Source organism: Rhodococcus sp. A14 (assembly GCF_011603105.1).
Lineage (GTDB): Bacteria > Actinomycetota > Actinomycetes > Mycobacteriales > Mycobacteriaceae > Rhodococcus_F > Rhodococcus_F opacus.
Genome location: NZ_JAAOQS010000068.1, coordinates 1 through 25,527 on the forward strand (window position 1 = coordinate 1; position 25,527 = coordinate 25,527).

Genomic DNA, 25,527 nt, shown 5'->3' on the forward strand with positions numbered 1-25,527 from the left:
GCCCCAGACACTCGAAGGTGATCCCCCGCACCCGCGCGGCCATCTCGATCCTCGCCAACTTCCCGTGGCTGCTCTGATTGCTCACAATTCACTTGAATAAACACGAGAAACAAAACGAACCTTCACGTATGGGTATTCAACGATCCATTGTTCAGATCAATATGGACGGTTGTTAAATTTCAGAATGTGAGAATATCCAGGTTTGGTGAAACGTCCCGCGATCGCGAACGCGATAAATGGAGTAAGCGGCGTCGACGATCCCGTGGATTTCATCACCAGGAGAGGAGTGAATTCAGATGGGTTCTGCAGGAATCGACTTCAACGTCGCGTTCGAGGCGTTCCTGAAGTGGCTGAGTGTCACCTTCGGCGGCGGCATCGGCCTCGGCTGACCGACGGAGCAATTCGGGACAGCGGTGGTCCGGCTCGCCTGGGGGCAGCCGGGCCGCGCCCTGATCAGTGTGAATGTGTTTCGGCGGCGGCTGCACGCCGTCGCGAGGACTCGGGCGCACCAGCTCGCAGCCTGGGCGAAGAGAGTCGACATCGTGACCTAGTGGAGGAACAGTTGACCCGAAATGCGCTAGTGAAGCGCGGAATGATTCGACCGCCACTGATATGCGCATGCGAATTCGGGTGCGATCATCGGAATTGTCACGCACCAAGGGTGGCCAGTAATTTCATATTTTGTTGAAGAGTGCGTCTCCCGCATCGTCATCGACGAGGGATATGCGCGGTTCGAGACGGCGCCCGACGTTTCATGCCCCTCAATCACGATAGGTAGGTGGGGGCGGGCCCGCGACGGGTCCGAGCGGGGCCGCTAGCCACCGGTCGTAGATGCTCGTCCACGTGCCGTCTGCACGTAGTCGGTCGAGGGTGCCGTTGACGAACCGCACCAGATCTTCCCTGCCCTTGTTGACACCGATCGCCCAGTGCTCTTCTGCCTCCAGCCGTGGCCCCACGATCTGAAGATTCCGGTCCTGGGAAGCGAGTCCGGCGAGGATCGAGTCGGAGGTGCTGGTCGCGTCGGCCTGCTTCTTCTGCATGGTGACCAGGCAGTCGTCCCAGTCGGGGACCGCGATGATCGTGGCGTCCGGCGCGACCCGTTGGACGGTGCCAAGCGACGTGGTGTCGATGAAGGTGCAGACCCGCTTTCCGGCCAGGTCCGCCGGTCCGGCGATGTCGGAACCCCGAGGGACCAGAATGCGTTGAAAGGCGCGGACATACTCGGTGGAGAAGCCGACGAGTTGTGCACGTTCACACGTGATCGAGAAGCCATGGACGACGACGTCTACGTCATTGTTCTCGAGTGCGGAGAACCGGCCGGCGGAGGTGAGCAGCCGGAACTCGATTTTGGTCGGATCGCCGAAGATGTCCCGGGCGATCTCCTTCGCCACATCGATGTCGAACCCCTGCAGGGTGCCCGTGGTCGGGTCTCGGAAGCTGAACAGATTGGTGTTCTGGTCGACGCCGACGATCAACCGGCCCCGTCCCGCGATCTCGGCGAGTGATCCCCCGGGCGGCATCTGCCCGGGCGGGGGCTGCGGGCCGGGTCGCAGGCTCGCGAGCGCCCCGCACGACTCGGGGAGCGGCGGTTCAGGCGGCGGACTGTTCGTGGGCGGGATGATCTGTGCGCCTTCCGTCATCGGTCGTGCGGTGTAAGTGCCCGTGATGGGCGGGGTGAGAGGGTCGGGTGCGGCGCAGCCGGCGAGGACAGCGACGGCGAGAACGCCGACGAGGTGCCGGGCGCACCGTCTTGCCACCGGTCTCGAAAGCCTCACCTGTGTCATCAGTGGTACTCGTTCAATCGCGGCCAGATTCCCCCGCCGACGGCGAATCCGCAGGACACGCCAATAATCATGCTACCGACTGCCAGTGCCGACATCGACCGGTAGACGTCCGTCACCGCGCTGGCCTCGTCGTCGCGAAGTCGCTCGATCGCGTTCCTGAGGGACTCGTCCAGGGCGGCGAACTGCGTCGACGATGTGCCCGAGCCGGATCCGGCGGCGATCGCCGCAGCTGTCGGGTAGTCACCGCGCTCGAGGGCGCCCTCGATGTCCCGGTGCGCGGCCAGCCAGCCGTCGCGAGCCGTCACGGCGTCGCGGAGGTGTTGCTCGGCGGCGCGACCATGCGAGCTCTCCAGCTGCCGGGTGAGCTCGTCGGACAAGGCCTGGGAGTGCCGCGCGTAGTCGACTTCCGACTGGGTGTCGGACCCGCGTTGCAGGATGGCGAGAGTTTCGTCGGCGCGGGCCTGCTGCGCCAGGATGCGAGCGCGGGCAACCGCGTTGATGGGTTGCGTTCCTTCGGTTCTCGCGTGTTCACTCGCCGATGTCGACACCAGGCTTCCGGCGATCAGCCACAACAGAAGCCCGGCCATCAGCAGGGTGGCGACAGCGAGGCCTGGGTTGAACCGGCGTTTGCTCTTCCGGATGAGGTACAGCTGGGCGAGGACGAGGGCGACGAGGGCGGCCGCCGTCACCGTGAAGGCGGCCGCGGGCAGCTGGGCGGTGTGCGTCTGGGTCTCGGCGACCGCCTCGGCCTGATGGACGTAGAGTCGCTCCGCCAACGGGAGGATGGTGTCCTGCATGAGCGCGGACGCATCGGCCAGATACGCCACCCCGACCGGGTTGCCGGCCCGGTCGTTCGCCTGAGCCGTGGCCACGAGGTTGAAGTACTCGGCGAGGTCGCGCACCACGTCCGACAGCAGTGCCAGCGATTCGGCGTCCTGCGACGACACCCCGTTGGTCGCCGTGACCAGCGCGTTCGACGCGTCCCCGATCGCCTGGGTGAACTGCTCCGCGCCGGTAGACGACTCGACACCACCGCCACCGGAGATGAAGGACGTGATAGCGGCGGCATCGGCGATCGACAGCGAGCTGTAGAGGGCCTGGGCGGCGTTTGCCAGGGGCTCGGTGTGGGTGCGCAGTGTCTCGACGCGCTGTTGCCGCGCGCCGACCGCCGCCGAGGTGATCGCGCCCGCCGCGATGACCGCGGCGATGAGCGCGATCCCCAGCATGGACAGCCGTCCGGGCGTGGACGCGAAGAATTCGACCCACGGGCGGCGGCGGGCTACGGGCTCGACGAGCAGGTCCTCGTCGAGTGTGGGAGCGTCGGTGACGGCGTGCTCGCCGCGGTGGAACATCCGGTCCTCCTGCACCGCCTCCGCGGTTCCGGTAAGAGCACCGATCCGGGCCGCGGGGCTGAGTTCAGTGTGCACCGACGGTGCCGATCGGCGCACCGACTCGGGACACGGACACCGTAGGAACCAGGTTTCCGGTGATCGGGACGGCTGAGCCCGGTGGAACCGGGTACTCGCGCGGTATGAACAGGTGGGTGTGTCGCTCCGCGCTGTCGCTGTTGGTAGCCGGGCTCGTCGCGTTCGCGTCCGGAATGACGGCTCACTCGGCGCCGACGCCCGACAGGATCGACGAGGTGCCGGGGCGGACCGCGCTGTCGTTCATGCACACCCCGAGCGGAACCCGCATCGGGACGGCGAATCAGGGGGAAGCCAGGCCGGGATTGTCCATCGTGAAACTATATGTAGCCGACTACCTGCTCCGGCACGGCGACGGCTCGCCCGAGGAGGTCGCGCTCGGGCAGCGGATGATCCGTGACAGCGACGACAACGCCGCCTCGCAGGCGTACGCCAAGTACCCGCAGTCGATCGATGTGATCGCCGCCGAGTATCGGCTCACCAGTACCCGGGGATCCGGATTCTGGGGCGACGCGGTGACCAGCACCGCGGACACCGTGACGTTTCTCGAGGCGAAGAAGACCATCGATCCGGACAGCCAGATTCTGGAGTGGATGGCCACCGCGGCCCCCGCCGCCGCCGACGGAACCCATCAGAACTGGGGCACCGGGCGGCTGCCGTCGGTGACCGGAACCAAATGGGGCTGGTCGGACTACGGGCCCAGTGTTGTCGCTTCTGCGTCGTTCGGGCCTGATTTCTCGGTATCGGCCAACACGTACGGCACCGCCGAACAGCACACCAGCGACGTGCTCGGTGCCTTCGCGCAGGACCCGGTGTCACCCCCGCCGCAGGTGGCGCCGGATCCCATCCAGGATTTGATCGACCGTTACCTGCCCCCGGCGATTACACCACGATGATCGACAACCCGACGCGCCCGAGGGAACAGCCCCGACCCGGTTGGTGGGGTGACGGCCTGGGTAATCGGGTCTCATGTTGCCGCCAACGGACGAAACACCGAACTCCGGATCCGGTCTCCCGACAGGACACCCGCCTGGTGGTGAGGTGCCGTCCTCCGACCCGCGTCCCCACGACGCGGGTTCCGGGGTGCCGTCGGACGTGGCGAGAGGCAAGGGGATCAAGCACACCCGTACCGGGGCGACCTGGACTGGTCTGGTCATCGGCATCCTCGTCCTGGTCCTGCTTCTCGTGTTCATCCTGCAGAACCTCGACAGTGTCGTCCTGGAACTGTTCGTCTGGGAGTTCACGGTCCCGCTCGGTGTCACCCTGCTGTTCGCGGCCATCGCGGGCGCGGTGATCATGGCGCTCGTCGGCGGTGTACGAATCCTTCAGATCCGGCGGGCAGCGAACCGGCAACGGAAACTGACCACCTGACCGTTGCTCGTTTCCGTGTTCGCTCGATCGATGCGTCGACCGGTCAGGCCCTCGGCCGAGAGATTTCGAGTAGTCGACTACTCGGTTCAACTGTCGAATCTCCTCATACGGTCGGTCCTGTATCGCATTCGTGATTCGACGAAAGGACACCGAAATGGCTTGGTCGACAACCCCTCAGGGGCTTTTTCTCGCCGCTGGGCAGGCGAATCAATTCTTCTTCTCGTTTGGAGACATCTGGAAGGGGCCACAGTTGGCGACTGCGAGACTCGATGCCAGCCAGGGTGGTGGTGGCACGAAGATCCTGATGACGCAGTGGCAGGGCACCGCCAACGCACCGGTGTTCGGCGGCCCCAGCAAGCAGTACTACGTGCTCGGCATTCACAACAGCTCCACTTCGGGCGTGTGGTTCCATCTGGAAGGAGGCGTCCTCGCATGACGACACAGGAATCACCACGGGTTTCCCAGATGCAGGTCCTGGCGGACGAACAGGGCAGCATTCTCGCCGCTGTCCTGCGAACTGCGGACGTGGCGTCGGGCCCGGCATCGGGTGAGGACGTTCCGCCTCAGGTTTCGCTTGTTCCTTCGGAAGGCCAAGCGTTGCATGAACTCTCTGTTCCCGGTGGACCGTCGGGGGACGAGATGTTCGAGTCGCTGGATCAGTGGATGGTTAGGGTCGACGCCGGCGTACCGGCACTGGTGCGACGCGCGGGTGCGTAGCCGCTGACGGAAGTGCGCTGGTTGATCCGGGTGAGGGTCACCGGCTCACGGCAGGGGACCGCTGGTCGGGCTTTCAGCGGTCCCCTCCGCGCAGGGTGGTGTGAGGTTCGAGTAGGTCGGAAAGCCATCAAAATCACCTCGAGAGCCACTTTGTCAGCACAAATGATTGACTTCGCTCCCGGCGCGCAGCACTGTCGTAGAGACACACGCCGCCCGATCAGTTCCGGAGTCGATCTTGACCAACGTCAACCCCACCGAAATCGCAGTAGCCGTCGCCGGATTCGGCTGGATGGGCCGAGTGCACACGAACGCATATCTCCGTCAGCGCCACCACTTCCCGGAAGCGCCGCCGATCCGTCTGGGCGCCGTCGCCGACGAGGTACCCGGCCGCGCCGAGGAGGCCGCCGCCCAATTCGGGTTCGGCGTAGCGCTGACCGACTGGCGTGACATCGCCGCCGACCAGAACATCGACGCAGTCAGCATCACCGCACCGAACTTCCTACACCGCGAGATCGGTGTCGCGATGGCCGAGGCGGGCAAGCACATCTGGATCGAGAAGCCGGTCGGGCTGTCATCCGAGGATGCGAAGGCAGTGGCCGCCGCCGTCGAGAAGGCGGGCGTCCAGTCGACCGTCGGATTCAACTACCGCAACGCACCCGCTGTCGCGATGGCGCACGACCTCATCGCGTCGGGCGAACTGGGCACCATCACGCACTCGCGATTCCGCTTCCTCAGCGACTACGCCGCGCATCCGGACGGGGCGCTGAGCTGGCGTTACGAGAACGCGCGCGGTGGGTCGGGCGTTCTGGGAGACCTTGCCTCGCACGGTGTCGACCTGGTCCGGTACCTGCTCGGCGACATCGACGCAGTCGTGGCCGACACCGCGATCTTCATCCCCCAGCGCGCTGTCCCGACGGGTGCCACCAGCGGGCATGCGCGCGCGACGGGCGGCAAATTGGGGCGGGTGGAGAACGACGACTTCGTCAGCGCGCTGGTTCGCCTGTCGTCCGGCGGACGGGTAACGCTGGACGCGAGTCGCGTGGCCGTCGGCGAGCAGAACAACTACGGGTTCGAAATCCACGGCACCAAGGGTGCGGTGTACTGGGACTTCCGCCGGATGAACGAACTCGGAACGAGCCTCGGGAGCAAATACCAGGACCAGTCGATCACCACGGTGTGGGTGGGCCCCGACGCCGGAGCGTATGCCCGTTTCCAGCCGGGTTCCGCGTCCTCGATGAGCTACGACGACCTCAAGGTCATCGAGGGGAACAACTTCATCGCCTCGATCGTCGACGGAAAGCCCCGGGGCGCAACGATCGCCGACGCCGTGGCCACGGCCGAAGCTCTCGACGCCATCACGGCATCGGTCGCATCCCGTGCGTGGGTCGACGTGCGCTGATCCGATCCGCAGAGCCAGGTCCCGGAGTTACGCTTTATCGGTTAGCGGGTCAATTCCCGTAGGCGCCTTTCTCCGCGGAGGTTGGTATGAATACCACACCGTTCGGCTTGGGCTTTGCGATTCTCGCGTTGGCAATTTCGGCGGTCGCCTGTTCCTCGGTCAGTTCCTCTGACTCCGAAGACAATTGCGTGCGCGCGACAGACAGTGAACTGGATGCGCTCTTCACGAGTTGGAATGACGCACTGGAAAGCGGTGACGCGAGCAGGGTCGCCGCGTTGTACCGGCCGGATGCGGTGCTGCTGCCGACCCTGTCGGTGCCTATCGCCGACACTCCGGAGGAGATAACGGAGTATTTCGTCAACCTGATCAAGGCCGATCCTATTGCCCGCATGGAAGAAAGTTTCAAGTATTCGGATTGCAACCTCGCCTACAACGTGGGCCGCTGGGTCATCAATGCCAACGGTCAAGATGTGGCGGCCAGGGTGACGTGGGTCTATCGGTACGAAGACGGAAAGTGGCTGATTGCCAACCACCATTCGTCGGTGAACCCCTAGCCGTGACCGCCGGTCGACCGTGAGGTCGTCCGGCGGTCGCGGGAGCCACCCGTCTAGGACGCCTTGGCTTTTCGGCCTGCGACGTAGACCTCGGAGATGGACGTGTCGCGTATCCCCATCAGCAACGCGAACAGGGTCTGATCGCGGGCCAGATCGGGATCGGCGGCGCGAACGGCGTTGCGCAGCAGGCCGTCGAGCGCAGGCGTGCCGGACGGGTCGACGACGACGAAGTCGGCTTCCTTACCCACGTCGAAATTGCCGAACCGGTTCTCCATGTCCAGTGCCCGGGCGCCGCCGAGGGTGCCGACGAACAGCATCTCGGCCGGATGCATCGACACCCCGTCGTCACCGGCCTCGGTGATGTGCACCTTGAACGCGTCGCCGAGCACCCGGGGAATCAGCCATTCGTCGCCGCCGCCGAAATCGGTTCCCACCGAGATATTGACGCCCGACGCGACGGTGCGCTTCCACGGCATCGTTCCGGATCCCAGGAACAGCTGCGAGATCGGGCAGTGCGAGACGGACGTGCCGGTCTCGGCCATCCGTTCGAGCTCGACATCCTGACAGTGCACGCAGTGCGCGAGGATGGTGCGTCGGCCCAGCAGGCTCTTCCCGCCCACTTCCGAGCCGGGCAGGAACTTCCCGTCGTACGTGTCCAGGTATGAATTCACCTGATAGGTCTCTTTGGTCGAGTCGACCTCGCCGGTGCCGGGCCGATTGTTCTCGTTGAGGTGCGAGTGCACGTACACCCCGCGGTCCCGGACCTCTTCGTAGAGTTCTCCGAGATTCTTCAGGGTCTCGGGGGTCACCGACAGCGAGAACCGCGGGATGATTGCCACGTGTAGCAACGCCGTGGCGACATCGCCGGTGTCGGCGCCGTGCCATTTCTCGATCTCCTCGCGGGTGAGCCGGATCGCGTCCTCTTCGGAGGTCATCAGCGGCTGAGCGGTTTCGCCGCCGACGGTCTGAATTCCGCGGCCGCTGACGATCCGCAGACCGGCCTTCTGCGTCTCGGTGAACAACGCGTCCTGCGCATGTGGGAACGCCGACCCGAACACCATGGCGGCCGTGGTGCCCGCGGAGATGCGCCGGTTGGTGAACTCGACGGCCGCCTGCTGCGCGAACTCCGGGTCGGCGAACTTCGTCTCCGACGGGAACATGCACAGGGTCAGCCATTCCAGTAGCTGACCGCCGCCGTAGGAGTCGCCGGCGTAGGTCTGCGGGAAGTGGATGTGGGTGTCGACGAACCCCGGCAGCAGAAAGCCGGGCCTGTGGTCGTGCACGGTGCCGGACTCGTAATCCGACGGGATCTCGGCTCGGTCACCGCAGAACACGATTCGCCCGCCGTCGTCCAGCACCAGGGCGCCGTCGGGAATCGATACCAGGGCGGCCGCGGCTTCGGTCACTTTCGGTGTGCCGGCGATGTGGAAGATGTGCCCGAGATGGGTGTGCGTGGCCATGCGATGAACTCCCGTCGAGTGGTAACGGATCATGCCTTCTGCAATGAACTTCGGCGGCTGGACGAAGCCCAGCCGAGTAGCACCTGTGCGGCCGTGCCGCACCCACGATGAGATAACAGCCCGTACTCACAATGCCACCGATCAGACCCGGGTCGCGGCCGAACAGGCCAAGCGCCCGCGGCAATCACGGCCGGCTCGGTGCTACTGCGGGGGTGTGCGGTCGTCGACGAATCGACGGATGACCTTGTCCCAGCCCAATGACTCGAGAAGTTCCGCGGCGGTGGCCCGCGACGTGAGCGGCCGGAGCACGTCGATGTCGAGGTCGCCGCTGGTGCCCAGGACGTCGTCGAGGCGCAGGCAGTCGACGTACCCGTAATCCGTCCAGGGTTCGACGTGGCCGTCCCAGTCCGCGGTGTCGGCGTACGGCCCGCCGAGACGCAGCTTCCCGCTGCGGTGGATCATCACGTACCGCGGAACCACCTGCATCGTCTCGTTGGCAGTCGCCAGGGTCACCTCGGGGTCGGCGGCGGGATCTGCGCCCGCGAGCCGGCGGTCGTAGGACGCCGTCTTGACCGTTGCGACCTCGACCAGCGCCCGCACGTAGACCCATCGTGCCCGCTCGATCGAGCCCGCCCACGCCGATTCCTCGTCCGCGCAGGAGAAGACGTTCTCGGCCGGGGTTCGTATCAGCAGCCGCGTCCCCACCCGTTCGTGATCGACAACCAGGTCTCCGTCGACGACGAGTTCGTCGTCGTACTCGCGGACCCCGGTGATCGTCGCCACCGCGAGCACCTCGTCGTCCGGCGCGGTGACGAACAGTTCACGCTCGGACCGGACGCTGTCGGCATCACCGGGAAACGGGCCACGACCTCTGGCGAACGCTTCGGGCTGGGTCAAGTCGGCGCGAAACCCGGTCTCGGTCATCCCCCACGGATGATCGCGCACCTCTCGCAGGTTGCCGAGCCGAACCCTCGACGCCACAGGTCGATCCTCCCCGTTTCATCTCCGGCGCACCGCCGGGTGATCCTATGATCATAGCTGTTGACCTGCGGTGATGCCTCATCAGCGTAACCACGGCTTCCCCAGTAGGGTCGCAGTATCGATACGACCGACCGAGGGGGACCGGTGACGGGTTCTGCGTCCGAAAAAATCGTCTCGCCCGCATCACGCGCGTTCTGGGACCGAAGTTTCGCGGGCCGTCGCGCGATGTTCGAGGAGCTTCGTCAGCGAGCGCCGATCGAGTTCCACGCGGAAACAGCCGGTCCGGGCTTCTGGGCGGTCGTCGGATACGACGACGTGGTCGCGGTCAGCCGGAACCCGGATGTCTTCTCCTCGGCCAAGGGCTTCACCATCGACGACGTCCCGGCCGAGATCCTCGAGTTCGCCATGTCGATGATCGCCATGGACGACCCCCGGCACCGGCGTCTGCGCGGCATCGTGCAATCGGCGTTCACCGCGGCGTCGGTGCGGGGCATCGCCGAGCGGGTGCGCGGCTACGCTGCGCAGATCGCCGCGGACCTTCCCCGAGATGCCGAGTTCGACTTCGTTCCCGACGTTGCGACCCGGTTGCCGGTGCAGGTGATCTGCGAGTTGCTGGGGATCCCGGAGAGCGACCGGCCGATGATCCTGGCCGCGGCGGCCGACGTCATCGCCGGAGGTGGTGATCGGGAGTTCGTCACCGGACCCGGCGGCGCGGCCGGCCTGGGCCAGATCTACGGGTACGCCCTCGAACTGGGTGAGAGATGCAAGACGGATCCCGGCGAGGATCTGACGTCCCGGCTGGTGTCGACGGTGGTCGACGGCGAGACCCTCACACCGACCGAGTTCGGTTCGTTCGTCATCCTGCTGATCACGGCCGGTTTCGAGACCACCCGGCAAGCGTTGGCCTGGGCGCTGCATCTGCTCACCGAGCACCCCGACCAGAGAGAATTGCTGCTCGCCGATTTCGCCGGCCACATCGACAACACGATCGACGAGGTGATCCGCTTCGCCTCCCCGGTGCCCTACATGCGACGCACCGCGACCGTCGACACCGAGCTCGGCGGCGCCCACATCGCGGCGGGGGACAAGGTCGTCATGTGGTACCTGTCCGCGAACCACGACGAACGCATCTTCGACGGTCCGGGCCGGTTCGACATCACCCGGGCGAACGCCGGCAAGCATCTCGGTTTCGGTGCGAAAGACATTCACCACTGCCTGGGTATGAACCTCGCACGGCTGGAGCTGCGCGTCATGCTCGAAGAACTCTTCACCGCCCACCCCGCACTCCACGCGGTGGGTGAACCGGCGCTGCTGCTCTCCGCGTTCATCAGCGGCATCGCCGCACTGCCGGCCCGGACACGTGACGGACGGTGAGGTTCACGCAGGCCGACGCCCGGAAATCATGACGAGTGGCATCTCGGTGATGCGGGAGACGTGCTCGTCGACGAGATCGAGTCGGCTCGCGAGATCACGCGCCTCGTCGAGACTGATGGAGCGACCGGCGATCCAGGTGTGGAAGATCGCGAGATTGATGCTGCCGAGGACGCGCGGCGCCTTGTAGTTCTCGACGAACTTTTCGGCGTCCTCGAAACTTGTGCTGCGGTCCGCATCGGTGATCAGCAGCGGGCCACCCGGTTTGAGGACACGCACGCACTCGGCGAGTCCGGCCTCGCGCGACGACCAGTGCTTGATGGAGCCGTAGCTGATCACACCGTCGAATGTCTGGTCGGGGAAGTCGAGCCGCGTGGCGTCGCCGACGTCGAACCGGACCCGGTGGCCGTAGTGACGCATGCGTTTGGTGGCGCGCTTGATCTGGGCTTCCGACAGATCGAGGCCGAGAATGTGCACGTCGGGGCGCTGGTCGGCGATGTAGTTCGTGAACAGTGCCCCGCCCGATCCGACGTCCAGAATGCGGGCGTTCGGTGGGAGATGCGGCAGAAAGTACTCGTCGATGACGTGGCGTGAGCGGTAGACGGCCGGGGCCACGATGGTCTCGTACATCCAGGCGTGAGCCGGCGTGTAGATCGCGGTGATGGGGTCGAACGGTGCCATCGGCATGGTCGCGCTCCTCGTTGATATCCGTGTTCCCACGGCCCTCGAACCGTGCGGGTCGACTTCCCGTTCTCGATTCGAGATTAACGGGCGTGCGGTCTGTTTTGCACGATCACAGCGTGCGTGAGGAGGCTGATCGGGGGTGATGACGGGGTCAGTCCCGGTGCAGTCCTTTCCTGCGAGCGTGAATCCGGAAAACGCGTCACTATTCCGGACTCCGAAAATCCAAACATAGACACAGCGTCCATTTATAGATACTGTCGCCAGCATTGGCTCCTGTGATCCGGACCACACGCATCGCAGGGTGACTCGTCGAGAGGACGCAGATGGCACTGGACGTCTCCATCACGCACACGCTGACGGCCGGCAGGCGGACCCGGGGGAAGAACCTGGGTCTGCTCACGGCCTCGACCGCGATGGACAACGCCGAGAACAGCATCACCACGGTGTTGTTCCCGTTGATGCGGGAGGCGTTGGGGCTCTCGTCGTCGGCGCTCGGCGTCATCGTGGCGGTGTCCAAGGCGGTGGGCATCTTCGCCGCGGTTCCGTGGGTGTTCCTCGCCAAACGGTTCTCGCGCCGGGCCGTGCTTGCGACGTGTTCGGGCTTCTGGGGTGTGTGGGTGATCCTGGCGGGCCTGTCGAGCAGTTTCACCCAGTTCGTCATCCTGTACGGCATCGCGGCTGCAGGCTTCGCGGGCGCGGGGCCCATCGCTCTCGAGATCATGGGCGATCTCTACGACGACAGACGGCGCGGCCAGGCCACCGGGATGCTGTACGGCGGCGTAGCCATCATCACCGGCGTGAGCGCCCCGCTGTTCGGTCAGCTGTCGGGGTTCGACGACGGCTGGCGGTACGGCTACGTCCTCTCCGGCTGTATGTGCATTCTGATCGGTGTTCTCGTCGTCGTGTTTCTCGACGACACACGGCCCGGCGGGGGCGAGAACAGGGCCGGCGGCGCGGCGGTGAAAGCGGAGGAGAAGGCGCAGAACGTCGTCGCCGGTGTGCGGGAGCTGCTGCGCATCAAGACGTTCCGTTACATCCTGGTGCAGCGGCTGTTCTCGGGGCAGAACGTGATCATGAGTTTCGGCGTCGTGTTCCTGGTGGAGGAGCGGGGATTCTCGACGGCCACCGCAGCGATCGTTGCTACGCCGTTCGCGATCGGGTACCTGCTCGGAACCGTGGTCGGCGGCCGTCTCAACGACGCCGTGCACCGCCGGTGGCCCGCGAGTGGACGGGTGATGATGCTGCAGGCCAGTCAGTTGGCCTTCGCGGCAGCGGTATTCGTCGAGCTGAAGATGGCGACGTCGTCGATCGGATTCTTCGTCGCGATCTTCGCGGTGGTCGGGTTCCTGCAAGGGCAGGTGCCGGTGGTCAACCGTCCGCTGATCATGGCGGTGGTGCGCCCGGAACAACGGGCCCTGGCCTTCGCGGTGTCGGTGTCGACGGTGGAGGCGCTCGCATACGCGGGATATGCGCTGCTGGTCGGCTATCTGGGCGAAGCGATCGGGTTGCAGGGAGCGCTCCTGCTCGTGACCGTGGCGCTCACCGTCGTCAACGGGTTGTGCTCCGGCCTGCTGTACCGGCCGTACGCACGAGACAGTGCCGCGGTGCGCGACTCTCCGGTGGCGCCGTCGTCCTACGAGGGTGAGCCGTCGAAGCCGGATGCCCAGTAGCGTCCACGCAGCGACAGCTCCAGCAACATTTCGGTGACGGCTTCCGGTGTGAGCGGTGGTGGATCGGATTCGAGCCACCACTGCAGCACCGTCACCTGTTCGCCCACCCACGCCCGCGACAGCACTTCCATGTCGATGCGGGGTGTGACCCCGTTCGCGTCGGATCGGGCCGAGAAGATCTGGGCGGCAAGGGCGGTCCGTTCGTCGACGAATCGGCGCAGTGCGCGCCCGTCGCCCTCGCCGCGCAGTACGACGCGGTAGGCGTCGCGTTCCTCGGCGGCGTGCCGGAACATTTCGAGCACCGGCTTGCCGGTGAACCCCACCGAGGAGTCGGACACGAGGGGCCGCAACCGCTCCTTCAGGTCCTCGCCGAGGTCGGCGACGATCTGGCCGAGCAGTTCGTCCTTGTCCGTGTAGTGCGTGTAGAACGTCGCGCGGCCGACGTCGGCACGTTCGGTGACGTCTTCCACGGTGACTGCGGAATATCCCCGTTCGAGCACGAGCGAGACTAGTGCGTCACGCAGCAGCCGCTTGGTGCGGCGCACACGCCGGTCTTCGGTGGCCACGGTGACTTCCGCCCTTCGTCTCACGTCAGCAGTCCCGTCAGCATAGTGCACCCTTGACATCGCGCCCGATGCTGGACACTATGTCCAATAACGATCAACACGTCGATCTTGGAGACTGTATGAATCTCGGTACCTACCTCACCCGGAGTGCGAAGTTCCGGCCGGACAGCGAGGCCGTGGTGTGCGGCGACAGTCGCCTGACCTACCGGGAACTCGACGACTCGACCAACCGTCTCGCCTCCGCGCTGATGCGCACCGGCCTCGGGATCGGCGACGCGGTGGCCACTTTCGCCGGCAACTGCGGAGAACTCGTCGTGACCGAGATGGCCGTGTGCAAGGCGGGATTCGTGCGCGTTCCCGTCAACGCGCGCCTGGGAGCCGACGAACTCGGCCACGTCCTGCGCGACGCGAACGTCAAGACGCTCTTCGTCGACCCCGCGCACGCCGACGTCGCGTTGAAGGTCGTCGCGGATCTGGGCCTCGACATCGCCGTCTACGACTACGGGAACAGCGCACCCGGCGCGGACCGGTACGCGGATCTCCTCGCCGACGGACTCGGCGATCCCGTCGCCGTCGACGTCACCGAAGACGCGCCCGCCGTCCTCAACTACACGTCCGGGTCCACCGGAAAACTCAAGGCCGCCGTGCAGACGTACGGAAATCGACTCGCCAACATGCGCAAACGCTTGATGAACCCGACCGGCGCGCCCACCGACACGGACCGGTATCTCGCCCCGGGACCGATCACCCACGCCTCCGGAATGATGATGCTCGGCGTGCTCGCCCGCGGCGGCGCGGTCGTCGTCCTGCCTGCCTTCGACACCGAGTTGTTCCTGCGAACCATCGAGAAGGAACGCATCACCACCACCTTCGTCGTTCCGACGATGCTGAACATGCTGATGGACCATCCGGCCGCGAACGACGTCGACCTGTCGAGCCTGCGGTGCGTCGGCGTCGGCGGCGCCCCGGTCTCACCGCAACGGCTACGCGACGCCGTCGCGATGTTCGGCCCCGTCGTCATGCAGGGATACGGTCTCGGGGAGACGACGAGTGGCATCACCGTGCTCACCTACGACGACGTCGTGCGAGGCGTCGAATCCGATCCGGAACTGCTGAAGTCGTGCGGGCGACCGGTATTCGACACCGAGGTTCGCGTGGTGGACGACGCAGGGAACGAACTGCCGGCAGGCGGGATCGGCGAGATCGTCGCGCGCGGCCCCGACTGTGTGCGCGAGTACTGGCACGAGCCGGATCTGAGCGCGGAGACGTTCGTCGACGGCTGGGTCCACACCGGGGATGTCGGGTACTTCCGTCACGACGGTTATCTGTTCATCGTCGACCGCAAGAAGGACATGATCATCTCGGGCGGGTTCAACATCTACTGCAGCGAGGTGGAAGCAGCGCTGTACGAGCACCCGGCCGTGTCCGGCGCGTGCGTCGTCGGTGTTCCCGACGAGAAGTGGGGGGAGGCAGTCAAAGCCGTCGTGGTCACGCGGACCCCGGTGACCGAGGAGGAGCTGATCGAGCACTGCGCCGAACGCCTCGCGCGAATGAAGAAGCCGCGTTCGATCGACTTCGTCGACAGCCTTCCCGTCAACCGCAACGGCAAGATCGACCGCAAGTCGGTGCGCGAATGCTACTGGGCGCAGGCCGCCCGCCACGTCAACTGAAAGCGGAGCCTCCGATGACCTTCACCCTGAACCCCACTTACGACGACAATCCTCGCCTGCACGACCTCGTCGCACGGCTGCGTGACTACCTGGACGGCGAACTCGCCGACTACGAACGCGAACTCGGCCTCACCTCCGGGAGCGTGTACACCCGCGAGACGCTCGAGCCGGTGTGGCGACGCAGCCGCGAACTCGGCTTCTACGGTGTCAGCCTGCCCGCGGACCTCGGCGGCGCGGGACTGTCGTTCACCGAACTCGCCGCCCTGAAGGAAGAAGTGGGCGCGTCACCGCGGGTCCTGTCGACCTCGGTACTCGGCGACATGGGCGGACCGCTGCGGGTGGGCAGCATCTTCCAGTACGCCACCGAGTACCAGATCGAGAAGTACCTGCTCCCCGTCACGCGCGGCGAGCGCGCGTGCTGCTTCTCGCTCACGGAGAACGACGCCGGCTCCGACGTGCGCGGCATGCTCACCACCGCCACCCCGGACGGCGACGGGTGGCGCCTGACCGGTCACAAGGTGTTCTCCACCGCCGGACCGTTCGCGGACTTCTCCATCCTCATCGCGAAGATGGCAGACGACGGCGACGGCGGCCCGCGTTACTCCGCGTTCCTCGTCGACCTGGACACCCCGGGATGCACGGTGCAGCAGGGCGAGACCCCGATGTCGGGCCAGCACATCGAGGCCGACATCGTTCTCGACGACTGCTATGTCGGACCGGAACAGTTGCTCGGTGAGGTGGGGCAGGGTCTGAAGATCGGGCTCGGTCGCGTCACGGTCAACCGGCTCCTGCATTGCCCGACGGCGCTGGGTGGTGCACGCCGAGCCCTGGAGTTGTCCGTCGGCTACGCCCGCACCAGACAGGTGCAGGGCGCGCCGCTCGGCATGCTGCAGAGCATCCAGCACCGGCTGGCGGACATGGCAACCGACTACTACGCGGCTCGGTCGATGACCTACGACGCACTCGCCGCGCTCGACCGGGGCGAGCGGCCGCGGATCGAAGCCTTCATGTGCAAGCTGTTCGTGGCGGAGAAGGCGTTCGCGATCGCCGATGCCGCCGTGCAGATCCACGGTAAATCGGGTGTCGTCCGCGGACGCGAGGTGGAATCGCTGTTCCAGCGTCTGCGGATGTTCCGGATCCTCACCGGATCCTCCGAGATCCAGAAGAACGGTATCGCCCGATTCCTTCTGCTCCCGTGAGCGCCGACACGGAGACGGAGCCCGACTACCGATTCACGCTCGCCAACGAGCGGACCTTCCTGGCCTGGATCCGTACCGCGCTCGCTCTTCTGGCGGGCGGGGTCGCGGTCAGCCAGTTCTACCTGCCGCGAGGCGGATCCGCGTTCCACGACACGCTGGGTGCGGTCTGCATCCTGCTGGCCGCGCTCGTCGCGGTCGGTGCGCTGCTGCGGTGGCGGTCCGTGCAGTCCGCGATGCGCCGCGCCGTGCCGCTACCGGCATCGCGTCTGGCCCCGGCCGTGGTCGCGGGTGTGTGTCTCGCTGCCGCGCTCGGCGTCGTCTGGGCGGGGACGTGACCGCGCCGCCACCGGGGTTGCAGGCCGAACGTACGGTGCTGGCGTGGGGCCGCACGTTACCTGCGGTCTGCCTGTGCCTCGCCGCAGTCGTCCGTTCCGCGATCGTCCACCCGCACCTCGCGCACGTCGTTGCGGTGGCCGGAGCCTGCGGCGCTGCCGCGGCGGTGGGAGCAGGCGCCGTGACGCGGCAGCGCCGATACCGCCGGCGCGCCGACGACCCCCGCCCACTCGGCCTCCTGCATCCCGCCGCCGTCAGCCTCGCCGTTTTCGCGACGGCAGGCGCCGCCCTTGCCGCACCGGCCTGAAACTCGATGTTCCCCAGCACGTATCCCGATCCGACAGAGGAGATCCGCTGTGTCGCAATTGCCACTCGCAGAACTGAAATGGACGCAAGGATTCACCGACCCGGTGCAAGTCCGCCGGCAGGCGAGGGCCGTCGGCGAGACCGGTCCCACGCGTCGAGTGTGGCGCGGCGACGGTCCGCGCCGGGAACTGCCGGAGCAGTTGCAGGACCTCTCACGGCTCGCCGTCGAGTCCGGAGGCGGGGGAGCGAGCACGCTGTACCAGTTCCTCGTCGACTCGCATTCGGACGGGATGATCGTGCTGCACCGCGGCGCGGTTGTCTACGAGCAGTACCTGCACGGCCTCCGTCGTCAGGACCTGCACCTGACTGCGTCGATGGCCAAGGCGTTCATCGGCCTGCTCGCCGGGATGCTCGAGGACCAGGGCTTGTTCACGCGGGACGATCAGGTCTCCACATACGTTCCCGAGTTGGCGGGAACGGCGTTCGGTGACGCTACTATTCGTCATCTGCTCGACATGACGACACAGGTGGCCTACGGGGGACGAAAGTTCCATCGTGAGGTCGAGGCACACCGGTGGTGGGCAGTCGTGGCTCCCGGGATGCGGCCCGACGGATACGACGGCCCGACCACCCTGCTCGACCGATTGAAAACGGCCCGCGCGACCGGCCCGTACGGCGAGGTCTTCCACTACGAGAACGGAAGCTGCGAGGCGATGGGCGCGCTGATCAGCCGCGTCACCGGCGCGACCGTCTCGGACCTGATGAGCGAGTTGATCTGGTCGAAGATCGGTGCCGACGAGGACGCCCGGTACATCCTCGACGCCGCCGGCGTCGAAACCGCCTGCGGAGGCTACGCGGCCACCCTCCGGGACATCGCCAAGGTGGGGGAGATGCTTCGCTGCGGCGGCGCTCTCGGCGACCGCCAGATCGTGCCGGCGTCGGTGGTGCGTGCGATCAGCACCGTCCCCGAGGGAGCGACCGCTCAGGTGCGGTTGCCGCGAGCGTCGGCGAATTCGCCTGCCACGATGAGCTACCGGGACTACTGGTGGATCCTCAACGACCCGTTCGACTCCTTCATGGCGAGTGGAATCCACGGCCAGCGGTTGTTCGTCTCCCGCGAACTCGACCTCGTCGTCGCACATTTCGGATCGCAGATCATCTCCCCGTGCGTCGCGACACCACCGTTCCCGGAGGTGTTCACCCGGCTCGGGACGCAATTGTCGATGGCGGGTGTCTGATGTAAACGAACACCCGTGCCACGACGCCCTCGACAACTCCCGCTGACGGATTGCGCACCTGACGGACGTGCCGGGGCGGCGGACGCAATTACTCTGGGCGGACAACGGCCTCGGACGGGCACTCTGCCGAGTGCCATTCCACGGCATGACATCTGGACTGTGGTCGGAGAGCGTCAGCCGTTACGACGGGATGACGTTCCAGATGATCGGGACCTGATCGGTGGGCATGTTCTCGGCCCTGCGTTCCTGACGCTGGTCGCGCTGCCGATCGCGGGTCCGATCGTCGTTGCCGCCGGGGATGTCGCGACCGGTGTCAGGGGCGGCCACTGCGGCGACCGGGTGTTCCGCGGCCGGGGCAACCGCGCCCGCGACGCCGACGGGAAGGACGCCGAGTGCGGCTGCAGCCACCACCACTGTCGCGATCCGCTTCCGCAGCGAGCCGCGGTGGGTGTGTCGGTCGTCTTGGTGCGAATGTGTGGCGTTCATGGTCTGAATTCCTGTCCGAGTGCCGCAAACCCGACGTTCACGGCTACTCGAATGGTGTCCGCCAGGGCGCGAAACGTTACACCCTGCCGGACATTATTTTGCGGTGAGTTCTCCGCCGCTAGCGCCAGTCGCGGAACGCGGCGAGCAGGCGGTCCCGCAACGCCGGATCGAGCTCGTCCGGCGGGAGCGCGCCGAGGGTGTGCACCGTCTGCTCGATCTGCTCGAGATAGGTGGCGCAGCCCGGGCATTCGCCCAGATGGGTTTCGAATCGGACCCGGGCATCGGGATCCATGTCATCCTCGAGGTAGGCCGTGACGAGTTCGACGAGGTCCTGGCAGTCCATATCTCACGCTCCCGTTCCAAGATAGTCCTCGAGGGCCTGGCGCACGTGTGCGCGACCCCGATGCAGCAGCACCCGCTGGTTCGCCGGGGTGATCGAGAGCATCGCGGACACTTCCTCGGCGTCGTAGCCGAGGACGTCACGCAGAACGACCACGATCCGCTGGCGGTCGGGTAGGTGCTCGAGTTCGCGGCCGGCGACGTCGAGGACCTCCGCACCCAGGACCGACCCTTCGGGGGTCTCCGGCCAGCTGGTCGGAGGAGTCGCCCAGTGGTGTGGATCCTCCGGGGAGGATGCAGGCAGGAACCGGGCCGGGTCCACGGAGGCGCTGCCCGTGTAGGCGGCCAGTGCGGCGTCGACATCGTGCCGGTCCCGCACTCCCCGTTTCTGGGCGATGTTGACGAGTATCCGGAACAGCCAGGTACGGAGGGTGGAGCGGCCTTCGAATCGGTCGATGCCCTGGAGCACGGCGATCCAGGTTTCCTGTACGACGTCCTCCGCGACTTCGGCGCTGGCCACGTACCCTCGCGCCACGCGCAGCATCATCGGTGTGTGCAGGTCGACCAGTTCGGCGAATGCCGACTCGTCCCGCGCACGCAAGGCGTCGACGAGGCACTGCTCGTGCGAGGTATCGATCTCGGTCATCCGCTCCTCCTCGGTGATCGAGGCGTTCCGGAAGCGTGGCCGCGTGAGACGGCCGGACGCCATCCAACATTACTGATCTCGGCGGCAGCCGTCGATCAGGCGGCTGCCGATCTCGTGGTGGTAGGGCCGAACGGCCCTGTCTCGGCTTCGCGGTGCGGGGAAGACTCGATGCGGAGGGGTGGCGGGCCGCGGCGACGCGGTAACGGTCGCGGCGGCCCGGGTGCCCCAGGAAACGACTGCACCTGGCAACCCAGGAAGGGCGACGCATGGATTTTCGGCGAACTCCGCTGGCGCGTTCGGAGAATTATTGGGAGCAGCTGGGTTCGGTGGAAGCTCGCCACCTGGACGGTGCGGAGCGGGACGGGCTCCCGGCCCCGGACGAACAGGTCTCGCTCGTCGACCACTGTCGAGGTGCAACGCCCGACCCGGCGTGAGGAGCGTGGGTGCGGCGAGAAACGCTAGGCAACTCCGGTGCGACGTGGCACGATTTCGTGTGTGACGAGCAGTACCGCTGAGAACCAGCGCCTACGCGACCTCGCGCTGCTGCGCCGAGTCCGTGACCGGATCGATCGAGAGCACGCGCAACCGCTGGACGTCGAGTCGCTCGCCCGTGGCGTGAACATGTCGGCCGGGCACCTCAGCCGCCAGTTCCGGCTCGCGTACGGCGAGTCTCCGTATTCGTACCTGATGACGCGGCGCATCGAGCGGGCGATGGCGCTGCTGCGTCGCGGCGACCTCAGCGTCACCGAGGTCTGTTTCGCGGTCGGCTGCTCGTCGCTGGGCACCTTCAGCACGCGGTTCACCGAGCTGACCGGAGTCCCGCCCAGCACCTACCGGCGCCAGGAGGCGGACGCGACGGCGGGCATTCCGTCGTGCGTGGCGAAACAGGTCACCAGACCGATCAGGAATCGAGAAGCGCAGGTCGCTGATTCGTAATTATCGTGATCCCATGGACATCACAATTCACCAGACCTACCTCCCGCAGGACGACCCGGACGCCGCGTTGGCCTTCTATCGCGACACTCTCGGCTTCGAGGTCCGCAACGACGTCGGCTACAACGGGATGCGCTGGATCACGGTCGGCCCGGCCGACCAGCCCGGCACGTCCATCGTCCTGCATCCGCCGGCCGCCGACCCCGGCATCACCGACGACGAGCGCCGAACCATCACCGAGATGATGGCCAAGGGCACCTACGCAGCGATCAACCTGGCCACCAGGAATCTCGACGGCGTCTTCGAGAAACTGCAGGCCAGCGACTCCGCGGAGGTCGTCCAGGAGCCGACCGAGCAGCCGTACGGAGTCCGTGACTGCGCCTTCCGCGATCCCGCGGGCAACATGGTTCGCATCCAGGAACTGCGCTGATCGACGCCGACGGAGACCGCGAAGGCGGCTCCGCCCAACAGAGGGAGACACGATGAGCACGGCCACGAAGGCGGGCACGACGGGGCGAGCGAAGCGACGGGAAGATTCAGGGTCGCCGGATCTGCACCTTGCCGACAGTCACGATCTCATCCGCGTGCACGGCGCGCGCGAGAACAACCTCAAGGACATCAGTGTCGAGCTCCCGAAGCGCCGGCTGACGGTGTTCACCGGTGTCTCCGGCTCGGGCAAGAGCTCGCTGGTGTTCGCCACGATCGCCGCGGAGTCGCAGCGGATGATCAACGAGACCTACAGCGCATTCGTGCAGGGCTTCATGCCGTCACTGGCGCGACCCGACGTCGACGTTCTCGACGGGCTGACGACGGCGATCATCGTCGACCAGGAGCGGATGGGCTCGAACCCCCGCTCCACCGTCGGCACCGCCACCGACGCCAACGCGATGCTCCGCATCCTGTTCAGCCGGCTCGGGAAGCCGCACATCGGCTCACCCCAGGCGTTCTCCTTCAATGTCGCGTCGATCTCCGGCGCGGGCGCGGTCACCATCGAGCGCGGTGGCCAGCAGACGAAGGAGCGGCGGAGCTTCAGCATCACCGGCGGCATGTGTCCGCGATGCGAGGGCCGGGGCGCGGTCACCGACTTCGACCTGACGGCGCTGTACGACGACAGCAAGTCGCTGAACGAGGGGGCGCTGACGATCCCCGGTTACAGCATGGAGGGCTGGTACGGCCGCATCTTCCGGGGCTGCGGCTACTTCGACCCGGACAAGCCGATCGCGAAGTTCACCAAGAAGCAGTTGCAGGACCTGCTCTACAAGGAGCCGACCAAGATCAAGGTCGAGGGCGTCAACGTGACGTACGAGGGTCTGATCCCGAAGATCCAGAAGTCGTTCCTGGCCAAGGACGTCGACGCCATGCAGCCGCACATCCGCGCGTTCGTGGAGCGGGCGATCACGTTCGCCACCTGCCCCGACTGCGACGGCACCCGACTCAGCGAGGGGGCGCGGTCGTCGAAGATCAAGGGGAAGAACATCGCCGACGTCTGCACGATGCAGATCAGCGACCTCGCCGACTGGGTCCGGGGTCTGGACGAACCGCCGGCGACAGGAGGACGACGGAGCATCGCAGCGACGAAGGAGCGAGGAGCGGACGGAGGACGGGTCGCCGTGGAAACGGTGGCCCCGCTGCTCAGCGGGCTGCAACATCTCCTCGACTCGTTCACGGAGATCGGGTTGGGGTACCTCTCACTCGACCGGCCGTCGGGCACCCTGTCCGGAGGAGAGGCGCAGCGCACGAAGATGATCCGGCATCTCGGTTCGTCGCTCACCGACGTCACCTACGTCTTCGACGAGCCGACCATCGGCCTGCACCCGCACGACATCCAGAGGATGAACGGCCTGCTGCTGCAGTTGCGCGACAAGGGCAACACGGTGCTGGTCGTGGAGCACAAGCCGGAGGCGATCGCGATCGCCGACCACGTCGTCGACCTCGGCCCGCGCGCCGGCACCGAGGGTGGCCAGGTGGTGTTCGAGGGCACCGTCGAGGGTCTGCGGTCCAGTGACACGCTCACCGGGCGGCACCTGGACGACCGCGCGTCGCTGAAGCAGTCGGTGCGCACACCGTCGGGCGCGCTCGAGGTGCGAGGCGCAGACAGCCACAACCTGCGCGGCGTCGACGTCGACATTCCACTCGGCATGCTGGTGGTCGTGACCGGTGTGGCGGGTTCGGGCAAGAGCTCGCTGATCCACGGTTCGGTGTCCGGGCGGGACGGCGTGGTGTCGATCGACCAGGGCGCGATCAAAGGCTCCCGGCGAAGCAACCCGGCCACCTACACCGGATTGCTCGAGCCGATCCGCAAGGCGTTCGCGAAGGCCAACGGCGTGAAGCCGGCACTTTTCAGCTCCAATTCCGAGGGTGCCTGCCCCACGTGCAACGGCGCCGGTGTCATCTACACCGACCTGGGCGTGATGGCCACCGTCGAATCCCCGTGCGAGGAGTGCGAGGGGAAGCGCTTCCAGGCCGAGGTGCTCGAGTACACGCTGGGCGGCCGGAATATCGCCGAAGTGCTCGCGATGCCGGTGGCCGAGGCCGAGGAGTTCTTCGGTTCCGGCGAGGCACGGATCCCGGCGGCTCACAAGATTCTGCAGCGGCTCGCCGACGTCGGGCTCGGCTACCTCAGCCTCGGACAGCCGCTGACCACGCTGTCCGGCGGCGAACGGCAGCGGCTCAAGCTGGCCACCGCGATGGCCGACAAGGGCGACACCTACGTCCTCGACGAGCCGACCACCGGCCTGCACCTCGCCGACGTCGAACAGCTGCTCGGACTGCTCGACCGGCTCGTCGACTCCGGTAAATCGGTCATCGTCATCGAGCATCACCAGGCGGTCATGGCGCACGCCGACTGGATCATCGACCTCGGCCCGGGCGCCGGCCACGACGGCGGCCGGATCGTGTTCGAGGGCAGGCCGGAGGATCTGGTGTCCGCTCGCTCCACCCTCACCGGCGAGCACCTCGCGGCCTACGTCGGCACCTGATCGAGGCGAGCGTCGAGGTGGGCCCCCGGTTGCCACGGCAGCCGGGGGTTTCCTCGTTCGGTGGTCACACCTGGTCGCAGCGCAACTGTGACGCCCGCCACCCGGATTGTGCCGAACCGAGACGTGCTGTGCCGATCTGAGACGTCGCCACCCGCCACCCGGTCATAACGTCACGTTCGATCAGTGACCACAGACACGACAGGAGAGTGGGATGTCCGATCTCAACGCCGCGCTCGGCAAGGTTCTCGACAGCGTGACCGAGGATGATGCGCCGCGCGTGCCCGGAGTGGTGGCGATGGTGACCGATCGCGACCGCACGGTGTTCGAGGGTTCCGCCGGGGTGCGGTCCCTGGCCGATCGCGAGCCGATGACCGCCGACACCGTCTTCGCGATCTTCTCCACCACGAAGGCGATCACCGGGACCACTGTGCTGCAGTGCGCCGAGGAGGGTCTGCTCGACCTCGACGCGCCGGCCCGCGAATACGTTCCGGAGCTCGGTGACATTCAGGTCATCGAGGGATTCGACGCCCACGGCGATCCGGTGCTGAGGGCGCCGAAGCGGGACATCACCACGCGGATGCTGTTGTTGCACACCGCCGGGTTCGGGTACGACTTCTTCGACGAGACCTACAACCGGTTGGGTGTGGAGCACGACCAGCCCGGCGTGATCACCGCGACCCGGGCGTCGCTGACCACACCGTTGCTCTTCGACCCGGGCGAGAAGTGGCAGTACGGGACGAACATCGACTGGGCCGGTCAGGTGGTCGAGGCGATCCGCGGCAAGCGGCTCGGCGAGGTGATGGCCGAGCGGGTGTTCGCGCCCCTGGACATGCACGACACAGCCTTCGCCCTGACCGGATCGATGGCGGCCCGGCGCGCGACCATCCACCAGCGGGAGGAGGACGGCCGGCTCACTCCGTTGGATCTGGTGCTGCCGCAGGATCCCGAGATTCACATGGGCGGGCACGGCCTGTACTCCACCGTGGGCGACTACCTGAAGTTCCTGCGGATGTGGCTGAACGACGGAGACGCGCCCGGTGGGCGAGTCCTTCGGGCCGACACCGTGCAGGCGGCCGTGTGCAACGGCCTCGAGGGACAAGAGGTCGGGATGCTGCCGGCTGTGATACCCGCCCTCACCAACGACGCCGAATTCTTTCCCGGACAGCGAAAGTCGTGGGCGTACACGTTCATGGTGAACGAAGAGGACGCGCCCACCGGCCGGCCGCGGGGGTCGCTCGGGTGGGCCGGGCTCGCCAACTCGTACTACTGGATCGATCGCCGCAACGGAATCGCCGGGTACTGGGCCACCCAGATCCTGCCGTTCGCCGACCCCGTGTCGTTCGGCGGCTACCTGGACTTCGAGACGACGGCGTACCGTCACGCCGCGCTTGCCTCACGCGTCTAGGTCAACCGGTCGT

General features: G+C 66.5%; 27 protein-coding genes. 18 read left to right on the forward strand and 9 right to left on the reverse strand.

Annotated elements, in window-relative coordinates; all coding sequences use genetic code 11:
- Positions 1-761: 761 nt before the first annotated feature.
- Positions 762-1,784 carry a glutamate ABC transporter substrate-binding protein gene (locus G9373_RS28950; protein ID WP_167118065.1) on the reverse strand — a complete coding sequence of 341 codons (1,023 nt, stop codon included), beginning with the start codon at positions 1,782-1,784 and terminating at the stop codon, positions 762-764.
- Positions 1,784-3,232: a hypothetical protein gene (locus tag G9373_RS28955; RefSeq protein WP_167118068.1), complete on the reverse strand. Its 1,449-nt coding sequence runs from the start codon at positions 3,230-3,232 to the stop codon at positions 1,784-1,786. Before G9373_RS28955 ends, G9373_RS28950 begins: the two co-directional genes overlap by 1 nt.
- Before the next feature lie 83 nt (positions 3,233-3,315).
- On the opposite strand from G9373_RS28955, the gene G9373_RS28960 reads away from it, so the two are divergent.
- From G9373_RS28960 to G9373_RS28985, 6 genes are all read left to right on the forward strand, one after another.
- Positions 3,316-4,104: a hypothetical protein gene (locus G9373_RS28960; RefSeq protein ID WP_133986787.1), complete on the forward strand. Its 789-nt coding sequence runs from the start codon at positions 3,316-3,318 to the stop codon at positions 4,102-4,104.
- A gap of 73 nt (positions 4,105-4,177) precedes the next feature.
- Complete coding sequence (locus G9373_RS28965) at positions 4,178-4,579, forward strand: LapA family protein (protein WP_037205170.1); 402 nt, start codon at positions 4,178-4,180, stop codon at positions 4,577-4,579.
- 250 nt (positions 4,580-4,829) lie between these two features.
- Positions 4,830-5,015 (forward strand): hypothetical protein, encoded by a 186-nt coding sequence (locus G9373_RS28970; protein ID WP_226955651.1) that lies wholly within the window; start codon positions 4,830-4,832, stop codon positions 5,013-5,015.
- A complete protein-coding gene (locus G9373_RS28975) occupies positions 5,012-5,296 on the forward strand; it encodes a hypothetical protein (protein ID WP_167118074.1) in 285 nt (94 codons plus the stop codon). Before G9373_RS28970 ends, G9373_RS28975 begins: the two co-directional genes overlap by 4 nt.
- A gap of 235 nt (positions 5,297-5,531) precedes the next feature.
- Positions 5,532-6,695: a Gfo/Idh/MocA family oxidoreductase gene (locus G9373_RS28980; protein ID WP_167118077.1), complete on the forward strand. Its 1,164-nt coding sequence runs from the start codon at positions 5,532-5,534 to the stop codon at positions 6,693-6,695.
- Positions 6,696-6,781: 86 nt separating this feature from the next.
- Positions 6,782-7,249 (forward strand): DUF4440 domain-containing protein, encoded by a 468-nt coding sequence (locus G9373_RS28985; RefSeq protein WP_005260771.1) that lies wholly within the window; start codon positions 6,782-6,784, stop codon positions 7,247-7,249.
- 53 nt (positions 7,250-7,302) lie between these two features.
- Here G9373_RS28985 and G9373_RS28990 read toward each other — a convergent pair whose 3' ends face one another.
- A complete protein-coding gene (locus G9373_RS28990; protein WP_005566142.1) occupies positions 7,303-8,709 on the reverse strand; it encodes a guanine deaminase in 1,407 nt (468 codons plus the stop codon).
- 201 nt (positions 8,710-8,910) lie between these two features.
- Positions 8,911-9,690, reverse strand: a complete 780-nt coding sequence (locus G9373_RS28995; RefSeq protein WP_133985859.1) for a hypothetical protein — start codon at positions 9,688-9,690, stop codon at positions 8,911-8,913.
- A gap of 144 nt (positions 9,691-9,834) precedes the next feature.
- Here G9373_RS28995 and G9373_RS29000 point away from each other — a divergent pair, with 144 nt between their 5' ends.
- Positions 9,835-11,064: a cytochrome P450 gene (locus G9373_RS29000; RefSeq protein WP_133985860.1), complete on the forward strand. Its 1,230-nt coding sequence runs from the start codon at positions 9,835-9,837 to the stop codon at positions 11,062-11,064.
- Between the two features lie 3 nt (positions 11,065-11,067).
- Here the strand turns inward: G9373_RS29000 and G9373_RS29005 are convergent, their stop codons facing one another.
- Positions 11,068-11,748: a class I SAM-dependent methyltransferase gene (locus G9373_RS29005; protein WP_005260767.1), complete on the reverse strand. Its 681-nt coding sequence runs from the start codon at positions 11,746-11,748 to the stop codon at positions 11,068-11,070.
- A 320-nt stretch (positions 11,749-12,068) separates the two neighbouring features.
- Here G9373_RS29005 and G9373_RS29010 point away from each other — a divergent pair, with 320 nt between their 5' ends.
- On the forward strand, positions 12,069-13,415 hold the full coding sequence (locus G9373_RS29010) for an MFS transporter (RefSeq protein ID WP_133985861.1): 1,347 nt from the start codon (positions 12,069-12,071) through the stop codon (positions 13,413-13,415).
- Here the strand turns inward: G9373_RS29010 and G9373_RS29015 are convergent.
- A complete protein-coding gene (locus G9373_RS29015) occupies positions 13,379-13,981 on the reverse strand; it encodes a TetR/AcrR family transcriptional regulator (RefSeq protein ID WP_005566148.1) in 603 nt (200 codons plus the stop codon). The two genes, G9373_RS29010 and G9373_RS29015, sit on opposite strands and share 37 nt — an antisense overlap.
- Before the next feature lie 119 nt (positions 13,982-14,100).
- Here G9373_RS29015 and G9373_RS29020 point away from each other — a divergent pair, with 119 nt between their 5' ends.
- Genes G9373_RS29020 through G9373_RS29040 form a run of 5 tightly spaced genes read left to right on the forward strand, consistent with a single transcriptional unit; the run spans position 14,101 to position 18,727 of the window.
- Positions 14,101-15,651, forward strand: a complete 1,551-nt coding sequence (locus G9373_RS29020) for a long-chain fatty acid--CoA ligase (protein WP_005566149.1) — start codon at positions 14,101-14,103, stop codon at positions 15,649-15,651.
- Positions 15,652-15,665: 14 nt separating this feature from the next.
- Complete coding sequence (locus G9373_RS29025) at positions 15,666-16,850, forward strand: acyl-CoA dehydrogenase family protein (protein WP_005260763.1); 1,185 nt, start codon at positions 15,666-15,668, stop codon at positions 16,848-16,850.
- Positions 16,847-17,185: a DUF202 domain-containing protein gene (locus G9373_RS29030; RefSeq protein ID WP_167118080.1), complete on the forward strand. Its 339-nt coding sequence runs from the start codon at positions 16,847-16,849 to the stop codon at positions 17,183-17,185. The genes G9373_RS29025 and G9373_RS29030 overlap by 4 nt, the downstream gene beginning before the upstream one ends.
- Positions 17,182-17,490, forward strand: a complete 309-nt coding sequence (locus tag G9373_RS29035) for a DUF202 domain-containing protein (RefSeq protein WP_167118083.1) — start codon at positions 17,182-17,184, stop codon at positions 17,488-17,490. The genes G9373_RS29030 and G9373_RS29035 overlap by 4 nt, the downstream gene beginning before the upstream one ends.
- 49 nt (positions 17,491-17,539) lie before the next feature.
- Positions 17,540-18,727, forward strand: a complete 1,188-nt coding sequence (locus G9373_RS29040; protein WP_167118086.1) for a serine hydrolase — start codon at positions 17,540-17,542, stop codon at positions 18,725-18,727.
- 180 nt (positions 18,728-18,907) lie between these two features.
- Here the strand turns inward: G9373_RS29040 and G9373_RS29045 are convergent, their stop codons facing one another.
- The 3 genes from G9373_RS29045 to G9373_RS29055 form a co-directional block, all read right to left on the reverse strand.
- Entirely contained in the window at positions 18,908-19,213 is a 306-nt protein-coding gene (locus tag G9373_RS29045; RefSeq protein WP_005260759.1) for a hypothetical protein, read from the reverse strand.
- 118 nt (positions 19,214-19,331) lie between these two features.
- Entirely contained in the window at positions 19,332-19,556 is a 225-nt protein-coding gene (locus G9373_RS29050) for a zf-HC2 domain-containing protein (protein ID WP_005260758.1), read from the reverse strand.
- Between the two features lie 3 nt (positions 19,557-19,559).
- Positions 19,560-20,261 carry a sigma-70 family RNA polymerase sigma factor gene (locus tag G9373_RS29055; protein ID WP_167118088.1) on the reverse strand — a complete coding sequence of 234 codons (702 nt, stop codon included), beginning with the start codon at positions 20,259-20,261 and terminating at the stop codon, positions 19,560-19,562.
- A gap of 203 nt (positions 20,262-20,464) precedes the next feature.
- Between G9373_RS29055 and G9373_RS29060 the strand changes: the two genes are divergently transcribed.
- The 5 genes from G9373_RS29060 (at position 20,465) to G9373_RS29080 (ending at position 25,514) form a co-directional block, all read left to right on the forward strand.
- Positions 20,465-20,632 (forward strand): hypothetical protein, encoded by a 168-nt coding sequence (locus G9373_RS29060; protein ID WP_166680658.1) that lies wholly within the window; start codon positions 20,465-20,467, stop codon positions 20,630-20,632.
- A 61-nt stretch (positions 20,633-20,693) separates the two neighbouring features.
- Positions 20,694-21,134 (forward strand): helix-turn-helix transcriptional regulator, encoded by a 441-nt coding sequence (locus G9373_RS29065; RefSeq protein WP_005260757.1) that lies wholly within the window; start codon positions 20,694-20,696, stop codon positions 21,132-21,134.
- A 13-nt stretch (positions 21,135-21,147) separates the two neighbouring features.
- Positions 21,148-21,561: a VOC family protein gene (locus G9373_RS29070; RefSeq protein ID WP_005260756.1), complete on the forward strand. Its 414-nt coding sequence runs from the start codon at positions 21,148-21,150 to the stop codon at positions 21,559-21,561.
- 52 nt (positions 21,562-21,613) lie between these two features.
- On the forward strand, positions 21,614-24,109 hold the full coding sequence (locus tag G9373_RS29075) for an excinuclease ABC subunit UvrA (RefSeq protein WP_064080224.1): 2,496 nt from the start codon (positions 21,614-21,616) through the stop codon (positions 24,107-24,109).
- A gap of 211 nt (positions 24,110-24,320) precedes the next feature.
- On the forward strand, positions 24,321-25,514 hold the full coding sequence (locus G9373_RS29080) for a serine hydrolase domain-containing protein (protein ID WP_167118092.1): 1,194 nt from the start codon (positions 24,321-24,323) through the stop codon (positions 25,512-25,514).
- Positions 25,515-25,527: the final 13 nt, after the last annotated feature.